The organism is Thalassotalea fusca (genome assembly GCF_053485835.1).
Window position 1 is genome coordinate 1 of sequence record NZ_JBQRUN010000007.1, and the last position, 19,692, is coordinate 19,692.

Below are 19,692 nucleotides of genomic sequence, written 5' to 3' on the forward strand. Positions count from 1 at the left end.
GGCAGCTTCTAGTTTGAATTCTGCGCTAAATGTACGTCTGGTTCTTTTAGTCATTGTTTCACCTGTAAGTTCATAAGGTGTATATTAACACCTCTAATCAGGTGGCCAAATTAACTATGCCACTACATCTCCTCACTTCATTGAGGAGGCTACCATGCCTAGATATACCTAACTCAGAAAGACTTGGATTTATTCTCTCGATTTCAAAATTAAGGCAATCAAACTAAGCTTAAATGACAGTGTTAGGATTAAGGATGTTGTGAGGCACCCAATATTCATCCGTTAATGCTTTGCTACAAACTTTATCAGCCACTTATAATGGTTGTTACATGCACGAGGTTCTATATGAGTGATTTGGAAGAAACTGCGTCACAAAATAAACTTTGGAAAATCACCAAAATTGTTGAAACTGAATGTTCAAAAGACGCAAGTACGTTGTTGAATGAAGGTTTTATTTTGCTTGCCGTTGGAAACAATATTTTTAACGACGATGAGAATAGATTTGTATATTCACTTGGTTTTCCAAAACCAATAGAAGAGCTAAGTGATTGGGCGAGAGATAATTTCTGAGTATGTGCATATTCCAATCTTAATGATATTGTTAAAAAAGTTTGGTATTTTCGCCCCTTAACATTTTTAAACGTCTACTAAGGAATTTTCATTGGAAGTAACAATACACGATATAACCAAAGATAATTGGGTCGATATGATCGATCTTGATATTACGAAGGAACAAGAAAAATACGTAGCATTGCCATCTGAAGCCATTGCTGCTTCCAAGTTTTATGATTATTACGTTAATCGTGGCGTTTATCTAGGGGATAGGCCAATAGGGTTTGTACAGTACTACCCAAATTTCGAAGATGGAAAACCGAATGAAATATTCATCGATCAATTGATAATTGACGTTAGTTTACAAGGTAAAGGTTTTGGTTCAGAAGCGATAAAACTTGTATTAGAGGAAATTAAGCAACTACCAAGCATTAATGCGGTATCAATTTGCTACGTGAATGGGCATGACGTAATGAAAAGGTTCTTCGAGCGGTTTGGCTTTCAAGTTGTCGAACAAGATGAATTTGATGAAACAATAATGGAACTGAACTTTGCCTAACAAGGTACTGAACCGTACAATTTTACGTTGGCTTTGTGCTAGTGCCTCGCTAATTTTAGCCAACAGTTTTAAGCCGTTGTTTGCAGCGTATATTTAATTGGAGTGGTAATGTCGGTAGGAATGAACTTAGCTTGGAGGCTAAAGCAGCGAAAACAAAAGCGCTGTGATAGGTGCGAGTTATATTACGATAAATCTTTAGATAAATGCCCTCATTGCTCAGAGCTTACAGATTATCAACTGGTGCAATTTAAAGCACAGCAGAAAGAGACGCTTCAAGACACAGCTTCATTCGGAAAATACTTGCTGATTATTGCGATGATAATTGGCTTTTTATTGTTGCTTAGTTTCGATTAATTACAGCCTACAACGTTCGGTAAACAAGGCTATAAATCCATATATTACTTGTCTACATTTAATGGCGATTCATCGCATTTAACCTTTACCATAAATATCAACTGAGTTAGCGTAACTCATATATTTGAGGGTAACTCAACCTACTATGTATCCACATGGGCGGTTAAGTATCATTAGCTGATATCTTAAAAAAAGGGATTTAATGTGAGACTCTATATTGTCGTATTTTTACTTATCTTGGTTCATCCTTCCGTTACTGCATTTGGACATGCTAATGACGCTAAATCATTCATAAGTCAGCTTAAAAAGCACTATCAGCACACTTCATCTATTAAGGCATTTTCGTTAACACATAGCTATTTAGGTCGCAGCGATCCTTATCAGTCATGGGATTTCCAAGCACCTAGTCGCTATAAGGCTTTTAAAGTGACAGATATCGATCTGGAAAAGCAGCACTACTATCAAAATGTTGTACATCACAATACTGGTGGACTGTATTTCGATGAAATTCACTTTCAAAACCGTTATGAAAGTTTGCGTTATGAGCGGAATGGGATCTCTTTGGGTAAAGCTGCCGTTGAGCAAGACATGAATAGCTTTGAGCGATACAAAAACCTAACCTTAATGAATCTGGATTTTTTCGCTGTTAAGCCGCTATTACTGGAGGCAGAAATAGATGAAAAAATAGATTTTCAACGCGATGTAAAATCAGGCAAAGCAACTATAAGCCATCGCTATGCTGAAAATAAGATAATGGAGTATGTGTTTAATGTGAATCCCTTGCGTTTAGATTCCATCCATAACAAAGCGAGAAAAAGAATCTACCTGTATGACGATTATCAAATAAGCAATGGCTACAATTTCGCCCACTCGTTGATCAAATATTACAATGAAGAGCCAATCCCTAGCTTTATTACCCGCATTGAGAAGTTTGAAGTTATTGAGCACATTGATGAGGGGAAGTTAACGCTACCGAGTGGATATAACAAAATGTATTCGCCGAAAAACCTGGAATTGGTTGCAACTCAAATAGCACATGATCTGTACTTAGTCGCTGACGAGTCAGCCAAAATTAACACCTTATTTAAGGTTAATGACATTGATATTATGGTTTTTGGCGTACCAACGAATAGTAAGTATGCTGAACAAACGATAAATATTATAAAACAACGCTTTCCTGACAAAGTGATTAGCGGCGTATTTGTTACACACCCGTATAGCGATCATATCGCAGGGCTTTTACCTTATGTTGAACAAGGAGCAAAAGTGCATGCGGACGCCTATACCATTAATGCAATAAAAGCCTATCCACGCTTTGCCAACGCAATTGAACAGTTTTCATTTGAAGCAATTTCACATGCACAAGCGATTGATGACGTGCATTTTTATGTTTTAGAGAGCGCACGATCGAAGCGACAAAGCTTTGCCTATTTTGCGCAAAGCGGGATTATTTTTCAGTCAGATTTCTTAGAAGTCGCCAATGACAATACCATCGCTAATATTCTCCCTAGCTATAGTAAGCAATTTATTGATTTTGTTAAAAATAAACAGTTAAAAGTTAATCGAATTGTTGGCAATCACAGAAACAATAACATTTCTGAAGAAGTAATGAACCAATCCTACAAGGCAAATACTATGTAAGTATTTATTCGGGTGCTCATAGATAAATATGTTACAGCTACAACCATTCAAATTTGTACCTGATGGTGTATGCACTACAGCAAGAATTATGAATCAGGGCTTCATTCTTGTTAAATGTTCAGAATTAATCATTTAAACTATGCACGTCAATATTATTTCTTTGGGGTTTCTGCCCCGAAGGATAATGAACGAACACTAATTATTGAGGTGTTTATTTTAGTGGAAATACCAGTATTTAAAGGGACACTTGAGTCTAAAAATGTTTAGAAACGTTGTATTACTAAGTTTATGTAGTTTAACGTTTATTGGGTGCGTAAATGTTAAGTCAATTCAGAATGTATCCGTCAATGATGCTAAAGGTAGTCAGCCCATAAACGCAATGTCTTTGAGCTGTTCAGATCTTGATTTGACAAGGGATTGTGACAATTACGCTGGAGCAAATAAAGAAATTACATTGTATGGTCATAAAATGCGAGTCGCCGGGAATGACTCTGGAACAACAATATTGGCTATGTACGCTAAAGATGAATGTGGGTTAGGTGAGGCTTTGTGCCAAACTATCGCAAGTAATCGGAACTATGAAATAATTAAAAAAGTGTTTACTGATAACAATACCCAGGTGGTAGATGTTAAACCATTAGCAGTAAATGATTTTATTGTTGGTTACGCCATAACAACAAACAAAGAGGGATATTCGCTGTTGAGCTATTAAGTGCTGGATAAAGTACCTAATAACGTCAATAGAAAAATAGACAAGAGATACTTGGCCTGCGTTAGTACGTAGCTAATCCGAGCCAAGAAAATATTATTAAACACTCGCAAAAGTTGTCGCTGTATTTGCACGCCTTGCCGCAATTTCCCCTTTATGTACTAAATTTGTTATATCTTTACTCATTTAGAATCTCTATTCTGAATTAATGCACATTACTGAATTAATGCACATTACTGAATTAATGCACAACGAAAAAAATCTCGTTAATCGTTTAGGTACCAACTGAGTCGTAGATATGCTTGAACTCGGGACGCACGCGTTTTCCAAACAAAACAATCAATTTTGGGTGTTACAAATTGCTGGCTGGTTTGGCTATGCGCTTGTGGTATTTCTGGCGATCATTAGACCACAAATTCCTCAGCCTGATTTCAATATGTCAGGTCAGCTGCTCAACTTGTTGGTGGAAACCCTTAGCGGGTTTTTGCTCTCCTATTTGCAATGGTTGTTCATTCGTCGCATTGTTCACCTGCCGTTAAATCAAACGCTAACACTAAGCTTCTTATCTGCGGCAACGCTAGGCATAGTGTTTAATGTGATCAAGTTAAGCTCATTTAAAGTGATTATATATCACCAACGCTGGAATGAAGCTTGGGATATGCTTGAATTTGGCGGTTGGCTATTGTTTTCGGTTACAACAATGTTTGTTTGGACGTCCATATTCTTCATCATGCTTTACAACACGCGCTTACAAAAAGAACATGAAATGCTGCTGCGTGCACAAACTGCGACTAAAGAAGCGCAGTTGCAAATGCTGCGCTATCAATTAAACCCACATTTTATGTTTAACACCATGAATGCCATATCAACGCTGATATACAAGCACGAAAATGACAAAGCAAATGATATGCTCGACAAATTGTGTGAGTTCTTCCGTTACTCGCTCGATAAAAATGACAAGAGTGTCTCTACAGTGCAACAAGAACTTGAGTTATTGGAGCTGTATCTATCGATTGAAAAAGTACGTTTTGGCGAACGTTTAAATATTGAATTCGACATTGCACCTGAAGTATTAAATTGCCATGTGCCGAGCATGTTATTGCAACCACTTATTGAAAATGCAATCAAGTATGCCGTTGAGCTTCGTAAGGAGAAGGGAACAATCATGATTCGTGCATATCGTGAAGCTGAACGATTATGCATTAGTGTCATTGATGAAGGCAAAGAAATTAGCCATAAAGCTGAAGAAGGCTTTGGCATTGGTATTAGCAATACGCGTGCGCGCTTAGATGCTATGTTTAATGGTGACTTTGAGCTAAATTTTAGCAATAGCTTACCTCATGGAACAACCGTGTCTATTTCGATGCCATTTGGCTACGAGGTAAGAATGGAAGTAAGAGTATGAGTGTAAAACCATTAACCGCAATTATTGTTGATGACGAGCCACTTGCATTGGAAGGCTTAAAACTAAGGCTTGAAAAAATTCCCGAAATCACAGTGGTTGCTCAAGCCAGTGATGGTGATGAAGCGATTCGTTTGACTCAGCAATTGTGCCCAGATGTGATGTTTCTGGATCTGCGTTTACCGGGGCTTAATGGCATTGAAGTCGTGCAAGCATTGCAATCAGATACCATGCCGATGATAGTTTTTGTCAGTGCTTATGGAGAGTATGCGTTAGACGCCTTCGAATTAAACGCCATAGACTACGTATTAAAACCTGCCAATTTAGGACGATTACAAAAAACGGTTGAACGCATCTTGCAACGGGTTACGCCAATTGATGCAAATCGAGAAAAGTTTAAATTGCTAAAAGCGCTAAGCGATACCTCGGGTGTTGAAACTGAAGTGCTAGAGCATTGGTTAGCGTCAGACCAGCCATTTCCTTCGCCATACGACAAAGAGTTGGTGATAAGAAACAGTGACAATGAAAAAGTCTTCTTGCCAACTAAAGATATTCGTTGGATAGATGCGGCAGGCGACTACATGTGTGTTCATACCGCAGACGAAACCTTTGTCGTTCGCGTTACAATGAAAAAGCTCGTTGAGCAGCTAGACCCAAAAGTATTTTCACGTATACATAAATCCACGCTTGTTAACATTAATTGCATCAAGAGTATTCGTCCAATGCGTAACAGTGAATGCATGCTTGATCTCGGTAACAGCGTACAACTCAAAGTTAGCCGTAATTTTAGTGATGAAATTCAAAAGCTTGCCTCATCAAAGGCGATATAACATGTTGTCGTATTTTTGTGTCGTGTTGTCGTGGAATTGTCTAAAAATCTAGCGATGCCGCATACTTTAAACGGGATGGCGTATTTCAATTGTAACGAATTTTCATATCAACCAGTATGATTTCAGGGGAGAGTCAAAGCTTTGCTTTTTTATGGTGAGGTGGCTGTCAAATTTCAGTGAAATCTAAACATGCTAGTGACAATTACAAAGACAATTCATGATCACAACGGCATGTCATAGTTTTAGAAACTTGGTAATAAAACATGATTAAAGCTGCACAAAATGTTTCACAAATGCTTGCTTGCGCATCGACATTAATGTTGATTAGCTGCGGGGGTGGTGCTGAAACGAATACAAATCCAGAAATTATAAATCCTGCGAAACCCGTAAGCGATTGGCAACTCGTATGGAGTGACGAGTTTGACGGTGGTGCGATTGATGCACAAAAGTGGACTCACGAAGTTAATTGTAGCGGTGGTGGTAATAATGAAAAACAATGTTACACCGATAGCGCAGAAAATGCTTATGTCGCAGACGGTACACTTCATATAGTTGCGCTGCCAGCGCCCAATGATGCGGCATTGCCTTATACATCTGCCAGACTAAACACACGTTATAAAGCCGATTTCAAATATGGTCGATTTGAAGTTCGCGCGAAATTACCAAGTGGTCAAGGTAGTTGGCCGGCGTTTTGGATGTTGCCTACTGATGAATTTTACGGTGGTTGGCCAAAATCCGGTGAAATTGATGTTTTAGAAGCCGTTAATTTAAAGACAACTGATAACGACGGAAATGTTGAAAGCCGCGTATACGGAACCTTGCACTACGGTAAAGATTGGCCAGACAATGTGCATAGCGGTAAGTCTTACACTTTGCCAGAGGGAGCAAATCCAGCGGATGAATTCCATACGTATGCAATTGAATGGCAAGAGGGGGAAATTCGTTGGTATGTTGATGATTACTTGTACCAAACGCAGCGTCGCTCAACTGTGCGCTACAACAGCAAAGGTGAAGCTGTTGGTTTAGCACATCGTGGCTGGTTTGCTGAATATTTTGACCAAGGCTCAGGCGAGTTAACCACACACTGGGACAATGCCCCCTATGATCAGGAATTTCACTTATTGCTTAATTTAGCCGTAGGTGGAGATTGGCCTGAAAACGTTAATAATCTAGGTGTTGATGCGTCGGCTTTTACCAATGGTCAGCATTTTGAGATTGACTACGTGCGTGTATATCAGTGTCAATCCAACCCTGAAACTGGCAAAGGTTGTGAAACGGTGCGCGGAGGCTACGACAGCCTAGATGATGCGTTGGTCGAAGGTGAGGCGCCAATTCCGTCACCGCCATCTTCAGGCGTGGCCCAAAACTTAACTATTTTTAACGGCACAATAAACCCTAACTGGCCAGCTTGGGATTGCTGTGGTGGTTCTACGCCGCAAGTGGTCACTGATGAAACAGAGGGGGACGTCATGGAGTTTGCGGTGGGTGCTTCACCTACGGTCAATGGTTTTATTTCTCGCGATGAATTCATTACTGACCCCGCCGGTAAAGCCTCACCGTTTGATGCTAGTCCACTTATTGAAACTGGCATGTTGAGTTTCAAAATGAAGGTTACCTCAATGCCAAATGATGTTGGCGCGCAATGGAATCTTAAGCTAGAAAGCCAAGGTGCAACAACAGCCGTAGAACTTCCGTTAACCCAAAGTGTTGAGGGCGTTGCGCCGTCAGCGGGTGAATGGCAAACGTATACATTTTCACTACAAATGCTCGCCGATATGGGGCTAGATCTGAGTGCTATTGATGTGGTGATGATTTTCCCAGCATGGGGAGCGGGTGAAGGCGCGGTTTATCGCGTGTCAGAGCTGCAAATCGCTGCCGATATTAGCGCGCCACAACTTACTATTTTTACTGACGGCGAAAACGCTAGCTGGCCTATGTGGGACTGTTGTGGTGGTTCAACACCAATGGTGGAAATGGACGATGAAGCGCATGGCGCGGTTGCTGAATTTAGCATTGGGGCTAACCCCACTGTTATGGGATTTATCTCTCGCGCAGAATTTATTACTGACCCAGCAGCGCAACCTTCGCCATTTGATGCCAGCGCAATACTAGCTAACGGTGTCGTGCAGTTTGAAATGAAAGTAACGTCAATGCCAAATGATGCAAGTGCCGCTTGGAAATTTAAGATGGAGAGTGTTGGCGCTGCAACGGCTGTCGAGCTTGACTTAACTACTAGCGTTGAAGGTGTTGCACCAAGTGCTGACCAATGGCAAACCTATACTTTCAAATTGGCGGATTTAGCCAATGCAGGTTTAGATGTTAGTGCAATGGATGTGGTGATGATATTCCCTGCATGGGGCGCTGGTGAAGGCGCAGTCTACCGTGTTGATAACGTAAAAATTTATGATCCTAATGCATCGTCAGGTTTTAATGGCCACGTATTGTTTGCTGATCAGGCGTTTGAGAACTGGTCGATTTGGGATTGTTGTGGAGGCTCAACCCCCACGCTTGAAAATGACGATACTGACCATGGTATGACGGCGGAATTTGTCATCGGCTCAGCGCCAACGGTAATGGGTTTGTTAGCTGATGATGATGTTTATTTGGATGCGTCTTCACTATTGCAAAGTGGCGTGGTGCAGTTTGAAATGAAAGTGACTACACCGCCAAACAATACAGATTCGGTTTGGAAGTTCAAAATCGAAGGCGGCGATGGTACATCTGCAGTAGAACTCGATTTATCGGCAAGTATGGAAGGTCAGGCACCGGTGGTTGGTGAATGGCAAACATACACGTTTTCATTATTAGACTTATTCGATGCTGGCTTAGATATTAGTCAAATAGACGTCATCATGGTTTTTCCTGCATGGGGCACAGGTGAAGGAGCGGTTTATCGATTAGACAATGTCATGATTTATGACCCGAGCAGTGTGCCGCAATCAAAGCCACGTGCTTCACTTTTTAAATTCAACAGTGCACGTATTCACCCACAATTGCTTGAGGGTAAGGTAAATAGGTTTTTCCCTACTCGGGAAACGAGAGCAAAGGGAGTGTTTCAGCAACCAATTACTGAACATATACCAGCGTAAGCTCGTTAACCACTATCGCGTGGTATCCATAACCACGCTAGGCAAAGATAGAATGAATAAGTAGGGTAAACATGAAAAAGTTACAATTTACAAGAAAGCCTGTGGCGTTAGCGGTTTCTGCTGTAATTGCAGCAAGCACTTTCCAGTCAGCGTTAGCACAAGAAAACACACTGGTTGAAAAGAAAAAAGATGACGTCGAAGTGATTGAAATAACGGGGATCAAAGGAAGTTTGATCCGATCAATGAACGTTAAACGCGACATGTCGGGCGTCGTCGATGCTATTTCAGCAGAAGAAATGGGGAAATTTCCTGACACCAACTTGGCGGAGTCACTTCAGCGGATCACGGGTGTTGCTGTGAGTAGAAGCGATGGTGAAGGTAGTCAAATTACTGTCCGTGGATTTGGGCCGAGTTTTAATTTGATCACCTTAAATGGTCGCCAAATGCCGGGAACAGGGAATACACGTTCATATAGCCTTGAGAATTTATCGTCTGATGGCGTGTCTGCACTTGAAGTCTACAAAACTGCAAGGGCAGCCAACCCGAGTGGAGGACTAGGTGCAACGGTTAACATCGTCACCCGTAAGCCATTATCTAGTCCGGGTGAAAAGCTCGCGATTTCAGGCAAAGCGATCCACGATACGTCTAATGAATTAGGGGAAGATGTTACGCCCGAGTTTTCGGCGCTCTATTCAAATACCTTTGCCGATGATAGCTTTGGTGTGGCATTTTCTTTCGCCCATCAAGAACGAGACTTTCAAAAACAACAAGCAAATATTCAGGGATGGCAAGCCAATGTGGCGTTGCCAAGTAATTTGCCGGAACAAAATGTGGTAGATCCGAGACCTGTCGACGAAGAAGGCAATCGTATTGGTAATCACTTTTTTCCAAGAGATATGAACTACGGTATTGAGCACTTAGAACGTGAACGTACCAATGGTCACGTGATGTTGCAGTACGCGCCATACGATAATTTAATCGTGTCGCTTGATTATACCGGAACACGTTCAATTACTGGCAGGAATGGTATTGGCTGGGGTATGTGGAACGACTACGGTGGTAACATTAATGCCTATGAAATTGATGAAAACGGAACGGTTGTATTTGCAGACATGAGTGGTAACGACGGTTCATTTACGGCGTCGCGTAGCACGACTGAAGTGAAAGAATCATCTGTTGGTATCAACATTGATTGGCAGATATCCGATGCGTTTAATTTAGTGATTGATTATCACGATTCATCGAGCGAAATTGATAATGGTAAAGATAAGGGCATGGGTAGCGATGGTTCGCTCGTCCTTGGTTCAGATCAGCTCATTACTAAAACTTATGATTATCGCAGCGGAGAAGTACCGCACGCACAAATTTTTTGGAACAATGGCACGACCGAACTACTACCAAGCGAAATGGACTCGCATTTTAGTCAGTTTATTCACTCCCCTGGAAAATCGACTGTTGAACAATTGCAAATTGACGGTACATGGGAGAATGATGCCTTTGACATTCCATTAGTACAAATTAAATTTGGTGCAGCCTACACAGATCAAATAATGGGTGGTTCAAAAGCATGGAGCGGATTAATCGGCGGATTCTTGTTTAACCCTTCATGGCCAGAAATATTCCCTGATAGTATGTTTATTCGTCACGACACCAGTGATTTTCTTGCTGAATTAGCCGGCGGCGGTAGCGCATTGAATCCGGGGTATTATTATACCTTTGATTTTGATGAGGTTGTTGCTCGTTCTGAAGCGTTCCTAACCAATGAAGTGCTTGGTGGTAATGATTACTTCGCAACGACTGCATATCACGACATGGGCACCTTTAGCGAAGGCTCTGTACAAGAAGAAACTAAGAGTATTTACCTACAGGGACAGTTTGAATTTGAAGTAGCTAATTTCCCTGTACAGTTAAATATTGGTGTTCGTTACGAAGAAACAGACGTTACCAGTAAAGTACTACAACCTGTACCTACCGAAGTGTGGTGGAAAGGTGGCAGTGAGTGGCACACGCAATATTTAGCGGGCGAAAATAACTTCCTCACACTTAACGGTGAGCATGATGTCTTTTTACCTATGGTGGATCTAAAAGTTGACTTATCTGATGACTTGGTGGGAAGAATTTCATGGGGTAAAACGATTTCTCGTGCACCATTAGGTGATTTGGCTGGCGGAAGAAGCTTGTCAGGCAGCCCTAAAATTGGTTCTCGAAATGGTGGTGAAGGGAACACTAATCTGTTGCCGTTCGAGTCAACTAATTTAGATTTGAGCTTAGAGTATTACTATGCCGATGGTAGTTACGCCGCAGTTGGCTACTTCAGGAAGGATGTTGAAAACTTCATTGGTAGTCAAATTGTATCCACGACTATTGATGGCTTCCATGATATTTATCTTGGACCTCGCTGGAATCAAGCGGTAGCGAGTATTGAAGCAAGAGGTGATCAAGCAACTAATGATGCTATCTTTGCTGAAATGCAAGCGAATGGTTCTGCGTTAAACGCGCAAGGGTATTTAGAACCAAACGCTGATGATCCGTTGATTGTTTGGGATATCAGCCGCCCATTCAATGCACCTGATACGAAAACCGTAGATGGTTTTGAAGTGGCAGTGCAGCATTTGTTTGGTGAAAGTGGTTTTGGTGTGGGCGCAAATGCCACATTTGTTGATGGCGATGTCACTTTTGACGTGAACAGCTTAGATCAACAAACGCCACTCACTGGCTTAAGCGATTCAGCTAACTTACAAGTGTTTTACGAGAACTATGGCTGGTCAATTAAGGTGACCTACGCGTGGCGTGATGAGTACTTGATCGGCGTAGGGCAATCACAGGGTTCATCAGATAATCCACCTCAGTTTGCTAAAGCGTTCGGTCAATGGGATCTCAGTGTCAATTATGATGTAAACGACGATTTCACCGTATTTTTTGAAGGTATTAATCTCAATAACGAAACCGAGCAGGGCTTTGGACGTTATGAAGAACAATTTTTGTTTGCCAGAGAATACGGCCCGCGTTACATCGTAGGTGCGCGTTATCACTTTTAAATAGTCTTAACGTACTTCATTACGGTGAAGTACGTTTTCTTTCTGTTTTATAAGACTCTACTCACTGGCGCAGTTAGCTAGTGTGGCTAGTCTCAACTTCAATTTAAAGGATCTTGTTTATGGCGACATCTTCAGTTTCTATTGAGCCACAAGATAATTCGAATAATGCGAATCAAGAAAAGAGCCAAAAGTTTGCCTTGATTTCGCTTACTTCATTGTTCTTCATGTGGGGATTTATCACGTGTCTTAATGACATTCTCATTCCTTATTTGAAAGGAGCGTTTGATTTAAGCTATACGCAAGCAATGCTTGTGCAGTTTTGCTTTTTTAGCGCTTATTTTATTGTTTCTCTGCCGGCAGGTGGGCTTGTGGGCAAAATTGGCTACAAACGTGGCATTGTTGTTGGGTTGAGTATCGCAAGCGTAGGCTGTTTGATGTTTTACCCTGCGGCGCAGATTAAAGTCTATGCCTTGTTCTTATTGGCTTTATTTGTTCTTGCATCTGGAATTACCTTACTACAGGTAGCGGCGAATCCTTATGTAAGCGTGCTTGGGCCAAGCAAAACTGCGTCTTCACGCCTTACGATGACACAAGCCTTTAACTCCTTAGGGACAACTATTGCGCCATTTTTTGGAGCATGGCTGATATTTGGTCATCATGCTGAACAAGCGTCTGCGGGGGCTGACGCGGTAAAGCTACCGTACCTGATTTTAGCATCCTTACTGATTCTACTTGCGGTGGTATTTGCCAAATTACGCTTACCTGAGCTGGGTCATACAACGAATCGCAACGGTAGCACTTCATTACAAGCAATCAAAACGGCGTGGCAAACCAAACATTTGCGTTTGGGCGCGATTGGTATTTTTTTGTATGTGGGGGCTGAAGTGGCGATTGGCAGCTTCTTAGTGAGTTTTATTGGTTTACCTGCGATTGCTGGCATGCAAGAAGCGCAGGCGTCGCAGTTGGTTGGATACTACTGGGGCGGTGCGATGATAGGGCGCTTTATTGGCGCAGTTGTAATGCGTTATATCCCTGCTGGTCGAGTTCTTGCCTTCAATGCGATTGTTGCAATTTTGCTCATTATTCTGGCGGTGACTAGTTCTGGTTGGCTTGCGATGTGGGCAATTCTCGCGGTTGGCTTGTTTAATTCGATCATGTTTCCAACCATTTTTAGTTTGGCGATTAATGAACTTGGTGAAGCAACCAGTAACGGTGCCGGTATCTTATGTTTAGCAATCGTTGGTGGTGCGTTTGTGCCACTAGCACAAGGGATACTGGCCGATCAGGTGGGAGTGCAGCTTGCGTTTATCCTTCCGGCATTGTGCTATTTTTACATCGCTTTTTATGGCCTAAGTGGCTCAAAAGTTCAGGTTAGAGGCAAATAACATGAAACCAATACAAAACATGACGCTGCTGGCATGCTCATTAGCTGTGCTTAGCGCTTGCTCGGGTAACGAAGATAAAGCGATTACTAACGCGCAAATTACCAATGACAAGTTTATTTGGCCGCACATTGAATCAAATGTGGCAAAAAACGCCGAGATTGAAGTAAAAGTAAATGACCTATTGGCTAAAATGACATTGGCACAGAAAGTTGCACAAATGATTCAACCTGAAATACGCGATATTTCTGTAGAAGATATGCGTCAGTATGGCTTTGGCTCCTATTTAAATGGTGGCGGCGCCTTTCCAAATAATGACAAACACGCGACACCGCAAGATTGGATTGCACTTGCCGAAGCGATGTATCAAGCATCAATTGATGATAGCTTAGACGGTATTGCCATTCCAACCATGTGGGGAACAGACGCCGTACATGGTCATAATAATGTCATAGGCGCGACGCTATTCCCTCATAACATTGGCTTAGGGGCGGCTAATAATCCTAAGTTAATTGAAGAAATTGCCGAAGTGACGGCTAAAGAAGTGTTGGTAACTGGCATCGATTGGGTTTTTGCACCAACCGTAGCGACAGTGAGAGATGATCGTTGGGGGAGAACCTACGAAGGTTATTCAGAAGATCCAGAGATAGTTAAAAGCTACGCTGCCGCAATTGTAAAAGGGTTGCAAGGTACACCTGATAATGAATTTTTGGGCGAACAACGTGTAATCAGTACCGTTAAGCACTTCATTGGTGATGGCGGCACCATTGATGGTGACGATCAAGGCAATAATATTTCCACAGAACGTGACTTGTTTCGTATCCATGGCCAAGGCTATGTAGGAGGCTTGTCTGCAGGTGCTCAATCGGTTATGGCTTCGTTCAATAGCTGGCATGGCAAAAAAGCACATGGTAGTCATTATTTGTTAACTGAAGTGCTAAAAAATCAAATGGGATTTGATGGCTTTGTGGTTGGCGACTGGAATGGACATGGTCAAGTAGCTGGTTGTTCAAACGACAATTGTCCGCAAGCGGTAAATGCGGGATTGGATATGTATATGGTACCAACCGATGCGTGGAAGCCTTTGTACGAAAATACCATTGCACAAGTGGAGCGTGGTGAAATACCACTGTCTCGTATAGATGACGCGGTCTCGCGAATATTGCGCGTGAAATTTAGAGCAGGGCTATTTGATAAACCTAGTCCTGCCAAGCGCAAGTTGTCGGGGAAAACTGCGCTAATTGGACAAGAGCAGCATCGTGAAGTGGCGAGACGAGCAGTTAGAGAGTCGTTAGTACTACTTAAGAACAAGGCGAACATATTGCCACTTTCGCCTAAGCAAACCATTTTGGTTGCAGGTGACGGCGCGAATAATATTGGTAAGCAAGCGGGTGGTTGGTCAATAACTTGGCAAGGAACAGGTAATGTGAATGAAGACTTCCCGGGCGCAACCTCGATTTATCAAGGTATTGCAAGTCAAGTTGAGCAGGCGGGCGGCAAAGTCATCCTCAGTGTAACAGGTGATTATAAAGTCAAACCTGATGTCGCTATTGTAGTGTTCGGTGAAAATCCTTATGCGGAAGGGCATGGCGACCGTGAGAATCTTGATTTTGAACGCGGCGACAAGCAATCTTTGGCGTTGCTTAAGCGCTTAAAATCTGCCGGCATTCCTGTTGTGTCTCTGTTTGTCAGTGGTCGTCCTATGTGGGTAAATGCTGAGCTAAATCAATCAGATGCTTTTGTCGCTGTTTGGTTGCCGGGCACCGAAGGCGGCGGTATTGCTGATGTGATTTTACGAGATAAGAATGACAAAGTTCAGCATGACTTTAAAGGTAAGTTATCTTATTCATGGCCTAAATTGGCAACACAATCTCAGCTCAACATAGGTGATTCGAATTACGACCCATTATTATCATTTGGTTTTGGCTTAACATATCAGGATGAAAATGTACTGGCGGACAACTTAGATGAATCGCAACCCGTTGCGGATGATAAATCACAGATTCGTCACTTGTTTACTGGCGCAGTGCATGAACCATGGCAATTATGGTTATTTTCAGGCGATGAGTCGTTGCAAGTCAATGCAAATGCTCATACTTTGTCAGGGTTAACTTATCGTACGGTCGACAAAGTTGTACAGGAAGATGCGTTTAAAATATCTTTTGCAGGTACACAAAACTCAGGCGTTCGCTTGTTAAGCAAAGGGGCGTTTCGTGAAGATTTACGTGGTAGCTTAGCTGCTGATGCGTCATTAAATTTTGACATAAGAGTAACGAAAAAGCCGACGCAAAAAGTAAGTATTTCACTGGTTTGTGAAGGAGAGGGCGATTGTCGCTCAGATTACGAGATAACCCGCTTACTTAAAAATCTACCTATAGGCGAATGGCAAACAGTTTCGGTTAAACTTGATTGTTTCGTTCAAGAGGGGATGGCATTTGCTGATACGACAGTGCCATTCTCAATGCTTACCGATGGCGCGTTGGAAGCCAGTATTGCGAATATCGTATATCAACCATATACGGACAAGGTAAGTGAAAATAGCGAATCCGCGAACTGGCATTTTCAGTATTGCCAATAACAGCACTGATACATTTCTCCCAAATTGGTTGGAATTGGCACGATAGTGCTGTTTCAACCAATTTTTTGTTAGTAGATTTACTGGCTTTTAAGAGTTTATTTTTTTGATTTATAAGCTATTCTTTTAACTTAAGGTGGGGGAGTCTAGCGTGTATGTCAGAAAACAAAAGTAATCAGTCAAAATTTTCGATATTTTGGCATCGGCATCCGATAAAAACTTTGGCAACATTGTTCTTTTTCGGATCTTTACTTGTTTTCATTCATATCAAAAACCTTAACGTTCAACTCATTGAAGAAACAACCACACAAAGTACGCGACAATATGCGCAAATGCTTAACCAGTTCAGAACCCTATATACCTCTGAAGTCGTTGATACTATTGCTAAAATGGGTATTGAAATAACCCATGATTATCATGAGAAAGAAAATGCTATCCCACTACCCGCCACACTGAGCATGTTGTTTGGCGAACGTATGGGGGTAGAAGGGCTCGATGTAAGTGCTGAATTGTATAGTGCTTATCCCTTTCCCTGGCGAGAAAAAACAGGGGGGCTGCGAGATGATTTTCGTCAAGATGCATGGCAATTTCTGATTCAAAACCCTGACAAGCCATTCACTCGAATTGAATTGGTTGATGGTATTTTAAGCGTTCGCTATGCCATTGCTGATGTCATGCGCCCAGATTGTGTCGGTTGTCATAATAGCCATCCTCAAACGCCAAAAGTAGGCTGGAAAGTCGGTGATGTTCGCGGTGTATTAGAAGTCGTTGAGCCGTTGTCTTCAGGTATTACGCATGCCAATCGGGTCTTTTTAGAGATGGTCGTAATGATCACTGTATTGCTGATATTAGGATTAGCCGGCTTTACATTTTTTATCAAACGACTCACCTTGAATAACATGAAGCTCAATCAATTAAATGGGTACTTGGCTGAAGAAATCACGGAACGAAAACAGGCGGAAGTGGAATTAAGAATTGCTAAAGATAATGCGGATCAAGCAAAAGTTCAGGCAGAATTGGCCAAAGCTGAAGCTGTGGCAGCTAACAAAGCAAAATCTATCTTCTTAGCCAATATTTCCCATGAAATTCGAACGCCAATGAATGCGATTTTAGGGTATACCCAAGTATTGCAGCGCGATGAACATCTTAACAAAGATCAATTGCACTCTTTATCTATTATTAACAAGTCGGGTGAACACTTGTTAGGGCTAATTGACGATGTGTTGGATTTGTCAAAAATTGAAGCAGGTGCGACACCGTTGGTAGAGGATGAGTTTGATTTAGTGGAACTGTGCAACACGTTAAGTGATATGTTTAAACTTAAAGCGCAACAAAAGAACTTGAGCTGGAAAATTGTTCATGATTTTGCTGCCGATCATATTATTGTTAAGGGCGATCAGGGGAAAATACGCCAAATACTAATCAACCTTGTTGCTAATGCCATAAAGTATACTAACAAGGGGTTCGTAAGTTTTAGTGTGACCTGCAAAGCCAATAATCTGTTTCGCTTTGAAGTAAAAGACAGCGGCATAGGAATTGCCAAGGAATATCAACAAACTATTTTTGATGCGTTCAATCAAGGCAGTATCAATGCAGATGCTGGAGGCGCAGGATTAGGGCTGGCAATCGTTAAAAAGTACCTTACGTTAATGTCGAGTGAGCTACATCTTCAATCGGACGTGGAAAAGGGCAGCATCTTTATTTTTGACTTAACACTACCAATTGTTATCTCTGCGAAAGAGCACAAAGAAAACTTCTATGTGAAATGCCTTAAAAGTGGACAAAGTAAAGATATCTTAGTGGTAGATGATATTGAAGTTAACCGTGATATTCTGGCGCGTATGTTAACGGATGTTGGCTTTACTGTGCAAACCGCTGCTGATGGTAAAGAAGCCATTGAATTAATGAACCAAACTAAGTTTGATTTAGTTTTTACTGATTTAATGATGCCGAGGATGGACGGAGAAACATTACTACAAGAATCTAAGCTACATCATGCGCAAATACCTATTGTTGCGATAAGTGCTTCTAGTTTAGAAGTCGAACAGAGTTACTTTTTAAACAAAGGCTTTGCGAGCTACATTTCTAAACCATTTCGCTTCGATGATATTTATCACTTACTTAAAAAATTACTGGGTGTTGAGTTTGAATATCAACAAGATAAATACCCAAGTTTACGTGCAGATGGAGAGTCAGTTGATAATGGCTCGTTTGAATTGAGCGAAAAACAAATTGAAGAAATCATTGAACAATGTGAACTATATCGAATAAATGAAGTAGAGCAACTTATCTCAGCAATGGCACATGAACATCCTGAATACAGTGCTTATTTTGATAAGTTACGTCAGTTTGTGACTGACTATGACTTCGATGGCTTAAAAGTGTTTTTACAAGGAACAGATGATGATAGATGAATCTGTTGAGTTTTCGATACTTATCGTCGATGATAATCCCACCAATATCGATGTCCTAAGGCAATACCTCAAAAGAGATGAATATCTCATTTCCGCGGTGACAAGTGGTGAAAAGGCACTTGAGATTGTACCTAAGGTCAACCCTGATCTCATCTTGCTCGATATAATGATGCCAGGACTGGACGGTTATCAAACGTGTAAAGCGTTAAAGGCATCGGATTCAACCAAAGATATCCCCGTAATTTTTGTCACCGCAAAAGTGGCACCGGAAGACTTACGGCTAGGATTTTCAGTTGGAGCGGTCGATTACATCACGAAACCTGTCAATCAGGACATAGTTCAAGCACGGGTTAACTATCAATTATCTCTAGTAAAACAAGCTAAACTTGAACGCCAGTTGCTAAATAAAATCAGTAAAATGGCGGAATTAGGCAGTATGGTTGGCGGCATTGCTCATGAAGTAGCATCGCCGTTGAGCAATTTGAGATTATCGGTAGATTATATGCAAGAAGAAACCGATTCATTAATATCATTAATAGAAGATAACAAACTTTCTAAACAATTGCTTAGCGCCTATCTTGAGCAAATGAAAGAGTCCTTAATCTTGTGTAATTCGAATACCATTCGCGCGAATGAATTGATGAATAGTTTTAAAAAGGTAGCGGTCAACCAATGTAGTAACAAGAAAATGGAGTTTCGATTACACCAATATATTGAAGATATCATATTAACGCTTAAGCCAAAACTAAAGAAATGTCCTCATGAAGTGAGCCTAAATATTGATGATACTATTACGTTAAATAGCTATCCGGGGGCATTGGCACAAGTGATTACAAATTTAGTGAATAACTCGTTATTGCATGGTTTTAAAGGGGAGAAAGCGGGCCATATAAACATTAGCGCTAGCGTAGATAAAGAGTTCGTCGTGCTTACCTATCAGGACGATGGTGTTGGTATGCATCAGGGGCAAGTGCAACAAGCGTTTGATAAGTATTATTCTACAAAAGTTGGTAAGGGCGGATCAGGATTAGGGTTGGCAATTTGCAAAGAGCTCATAGAAGGAGAGCTAGAAGGAATGATCACCTTGGTCAGTGAGCCAGAAAAAGGGGTGAAAATAACCATGACGCTCAAACAAAATATTGATTGA

General features: G+C 41.5%; 13 protein-coding genes. All 13 read left to right on the top strand.

Going from position 1 to position 19,692, the window contains the following annotated elements:
• Positions 1–345: 345 nt before the first annotated feature.
• The 13 genes from ACSLUK_RS10200 to ACSLUK_RS10260 all read left to right on the top strand — a co-directional run bounded on the left by ACSLUK_RS10200 (position 346) and on the right by ACSLUK_RS10260 (position 19,692).
• Positions 346–570: a hypothetical protein gene (locus ACSLUK_RS10200; protein ID WP_448548471.1), complete on the top strand. Its 225-nt coding sequence runs from the start codon at positions 346–348 to the stop codon at positions 568–570.
• Between the two features lie 91 nt (positions 571–661).
• Positions 662–1,111, top strand: a complete 450-nt coding sequence (locus tag ACSLUK_RS10205) for a GNAT family N-acetyltransferase (RefSeq protein ID WP_448548472.1) — start codon at positions 662–664, stop codon at positions 1,109–1,111.
• A 108-nt stretch (positions 1,112–1,219) separates the two neighbouring features.
• Positions 1,220–1,465 carry a hypothetical protein gene (locus ACSLUK_RS10210; RefSeq protein ID WP_448548473.1) on the top strand — a complete coding sequence of 82 codons (246 nt, stop codon included), beginning with the start codon at positions 1,220–1,222 and terminating at the stop codon, positions 1,463–1,465.
• A gap of 204 nt (positions 1,466–1,669) precedes the next feature.
• Positions 1,670–3,106 carry an MBL fold metallo-hydrolase gene (locus ACSLUK_RS10215; protein WP_448548474.1) on the top strand — a complete coding sequence of 479 codons (1,437 nt, stop codon included), beginning with the start codon at positions 1,670–1,672 and terminating at the stop codon, positions 3,104–3,106.
• A gap of 259 nt (positions 3,107–3,365) precedes the next feature.
• Positions 3,366–3,818: a hypothetical protein gene (locus tag ACSLUK_RS10220; protein WP_448548475.1), complete on the top strand. Its 453-nt coding sequence runs from the start codon at positions 3,366–3,368 to the stop codon at positions 3,816–3,818.
• 295 nt (positions 3,819–4,113) lie between these two features.
• Entirely contained in the window at positions 4,114–5,220 is a 1,107-nt protein-coding gene (locus ACSLUK_RS10225; RefSeq protein ID WP_448548476.1) for a sensor histidine kinase, read from the top strand.
• Entirely contained in the window at positions 5,217–6,047 is an 831-nt protein-coding gene (locus tag ACSLUK_RS10230) for a LytR/AlgR family response regulator transcription factor (protein ID WP_448548477.1), read from the top strand. Before ACSLUK_RS10225 ends, ACSLUK_RS10230 begins: the two co-directional genes overlap by 4 nt.
• A gap of 263 nt (positions 6,048–6,310) precedes the next feature.
• Positions 6,311–9,136: a family 16 glycosylhydrolase gene (locus ACSLUK_RS10235; RefSeq protein WP_448548478.1), complete on the top strand. Its 2,826-nt coding sequence runs from the start codon at positions 6,311–6,313 to the stop codon at positions 9,134–9,136.
• A gap of 71 nt (positions 9,137–9,207) precedes the next feature.
• The gene (locus ACSLUK_RS10240) at positions 9,208–12,174 is read left to right on the top strand and encodes a TonB-dependent receptor (protein ID WP_448548479.1); all 2,967 of its coding nucleotides are present in this window, start codon (positions 9,208–9,210) and stop codon (positions 12,172–12,174) included.
• Positions 12,175–12,293: 119 nt separating this feature from the next.
• Positions 12,294–13,559, top strand: coding sequence for a sugar MFS transporter (locus ACSLUK_RS10245; protein WP_448548480.1), 1,266 nt, complete (start codon positions 12,294–12,296; stop codon positions 13,557–13,559).
• 1 nt (position 13,560) lies between these two features.
• Positions 13,561–16,134, top strand: coding sequence for a glycoside hydrolase family 3 protein (locus tag ACSLUK_RS10250; RefSeq protein ID WP_448548482.1), 2,574 nt, complete (start codon positions 13,561–13,563; stop codon positions 16,132–16,134).
• Between the two features lie 152 nt (positions 16,135–16,286).
• Positions 16,287–18,545 carry a response regulator gene (locus ACSLUK_RS10255; protein WP_448548483.1) on the top strand — a complete coding sequence of 753 codons (2,259 nt, stop codon included), beginning with the start codon at positions 16,287–16,289 and terminating at the stop codon, positions 18,543–18,545.
• A complete protein-coding gene (locus tag ACSLUK_RS10260) occupies positions 18,532–19,692 on the top strand; it encodes a sensor histidine kinase (RefSeq protein WP_448548484.1) in 1,161 nt (386 codons plus the stop codon). Before ACSLUK_RS10255 ends, ACSLUK_RS10260 begins: the two co-directional genes overlap by 14 nt.

Coding starts and splice junctions, on each gene's coding strand:
- ACSLUK_RS10220 (WP_448548475.1), top strand. CDS start 3,366: ATGTTTAGAAACGTTGTATTACTAAGTTTATGTAGTTTAACGTTTATT.
- ACSLUK_RS10240 (WP_448548479.1), top strand. CDS start 9,208: ATGAAAAAGTTACAATTTACAAGAAAGCCTGTGGCGTTAGCGGTTTCT.
- ACSLUK_RS10200 (WP_448548471.1), top strand. CDS start 346: ATGAGTGATTTGGAAGAAACTGCGTCACAAAATAAACTTTGGAAAATC.
- ACSLUK_RS10225 (WP_448548476.1), top strand. CDS start 4,114: ATGCTTGAACTCGGGACGCACGCGTTTTCCAAACAAAACAATCAATTT.
- ACSLUK_RS10255 (WP_448548483.1), top strand. CDS start 16,287: ATGTCAGAAAACAAAAGTAATCAGTCAAAATTTTCGATATTTTGGCAT.
- ACSLUK_RS10230 (WP_448548477.1), top strand. CDS start 5,217: ATGAGTGTAAAACCATTAACCGCAATTATTGTTGATGACGAGCCACTT.
- ACSLUK_RS10260 (WP_448548484.1), top strand. CDS start 18,532: ATGATGATAGATGAATCTGTTGAGTTTTCGATACTTATCGTCGATGAT.
- ACSLUK_RS10235 (WP_448548478.1), top strand. CDS start 6,311: ATGATTAAAGCTGCACAAAATGTTTCACAAATGCTTGCTTGCGCATCG.
- ACSLUK_RS10245 (WP_448548480.1), top strand. CDS start 12,294: ATGGCGACATCTTCAGTTTCTATTGAGCCACAAGATAATTCGAATAAT.
- ACSLUK_RS10210 (WP_448548473.1), top strand. CDS start 1,220: ATGTCGGTAGGAATGAACTTAGCTTGGAGGCTAAAGCAGCGAAAACAA.
- ACSLUK_RS10250 (WP_448548482.1), top strand. CDS start 13,561: ATGAAACCAATACAAAACATGACGCTGCTGGCATGCTCATTAGCTGTG.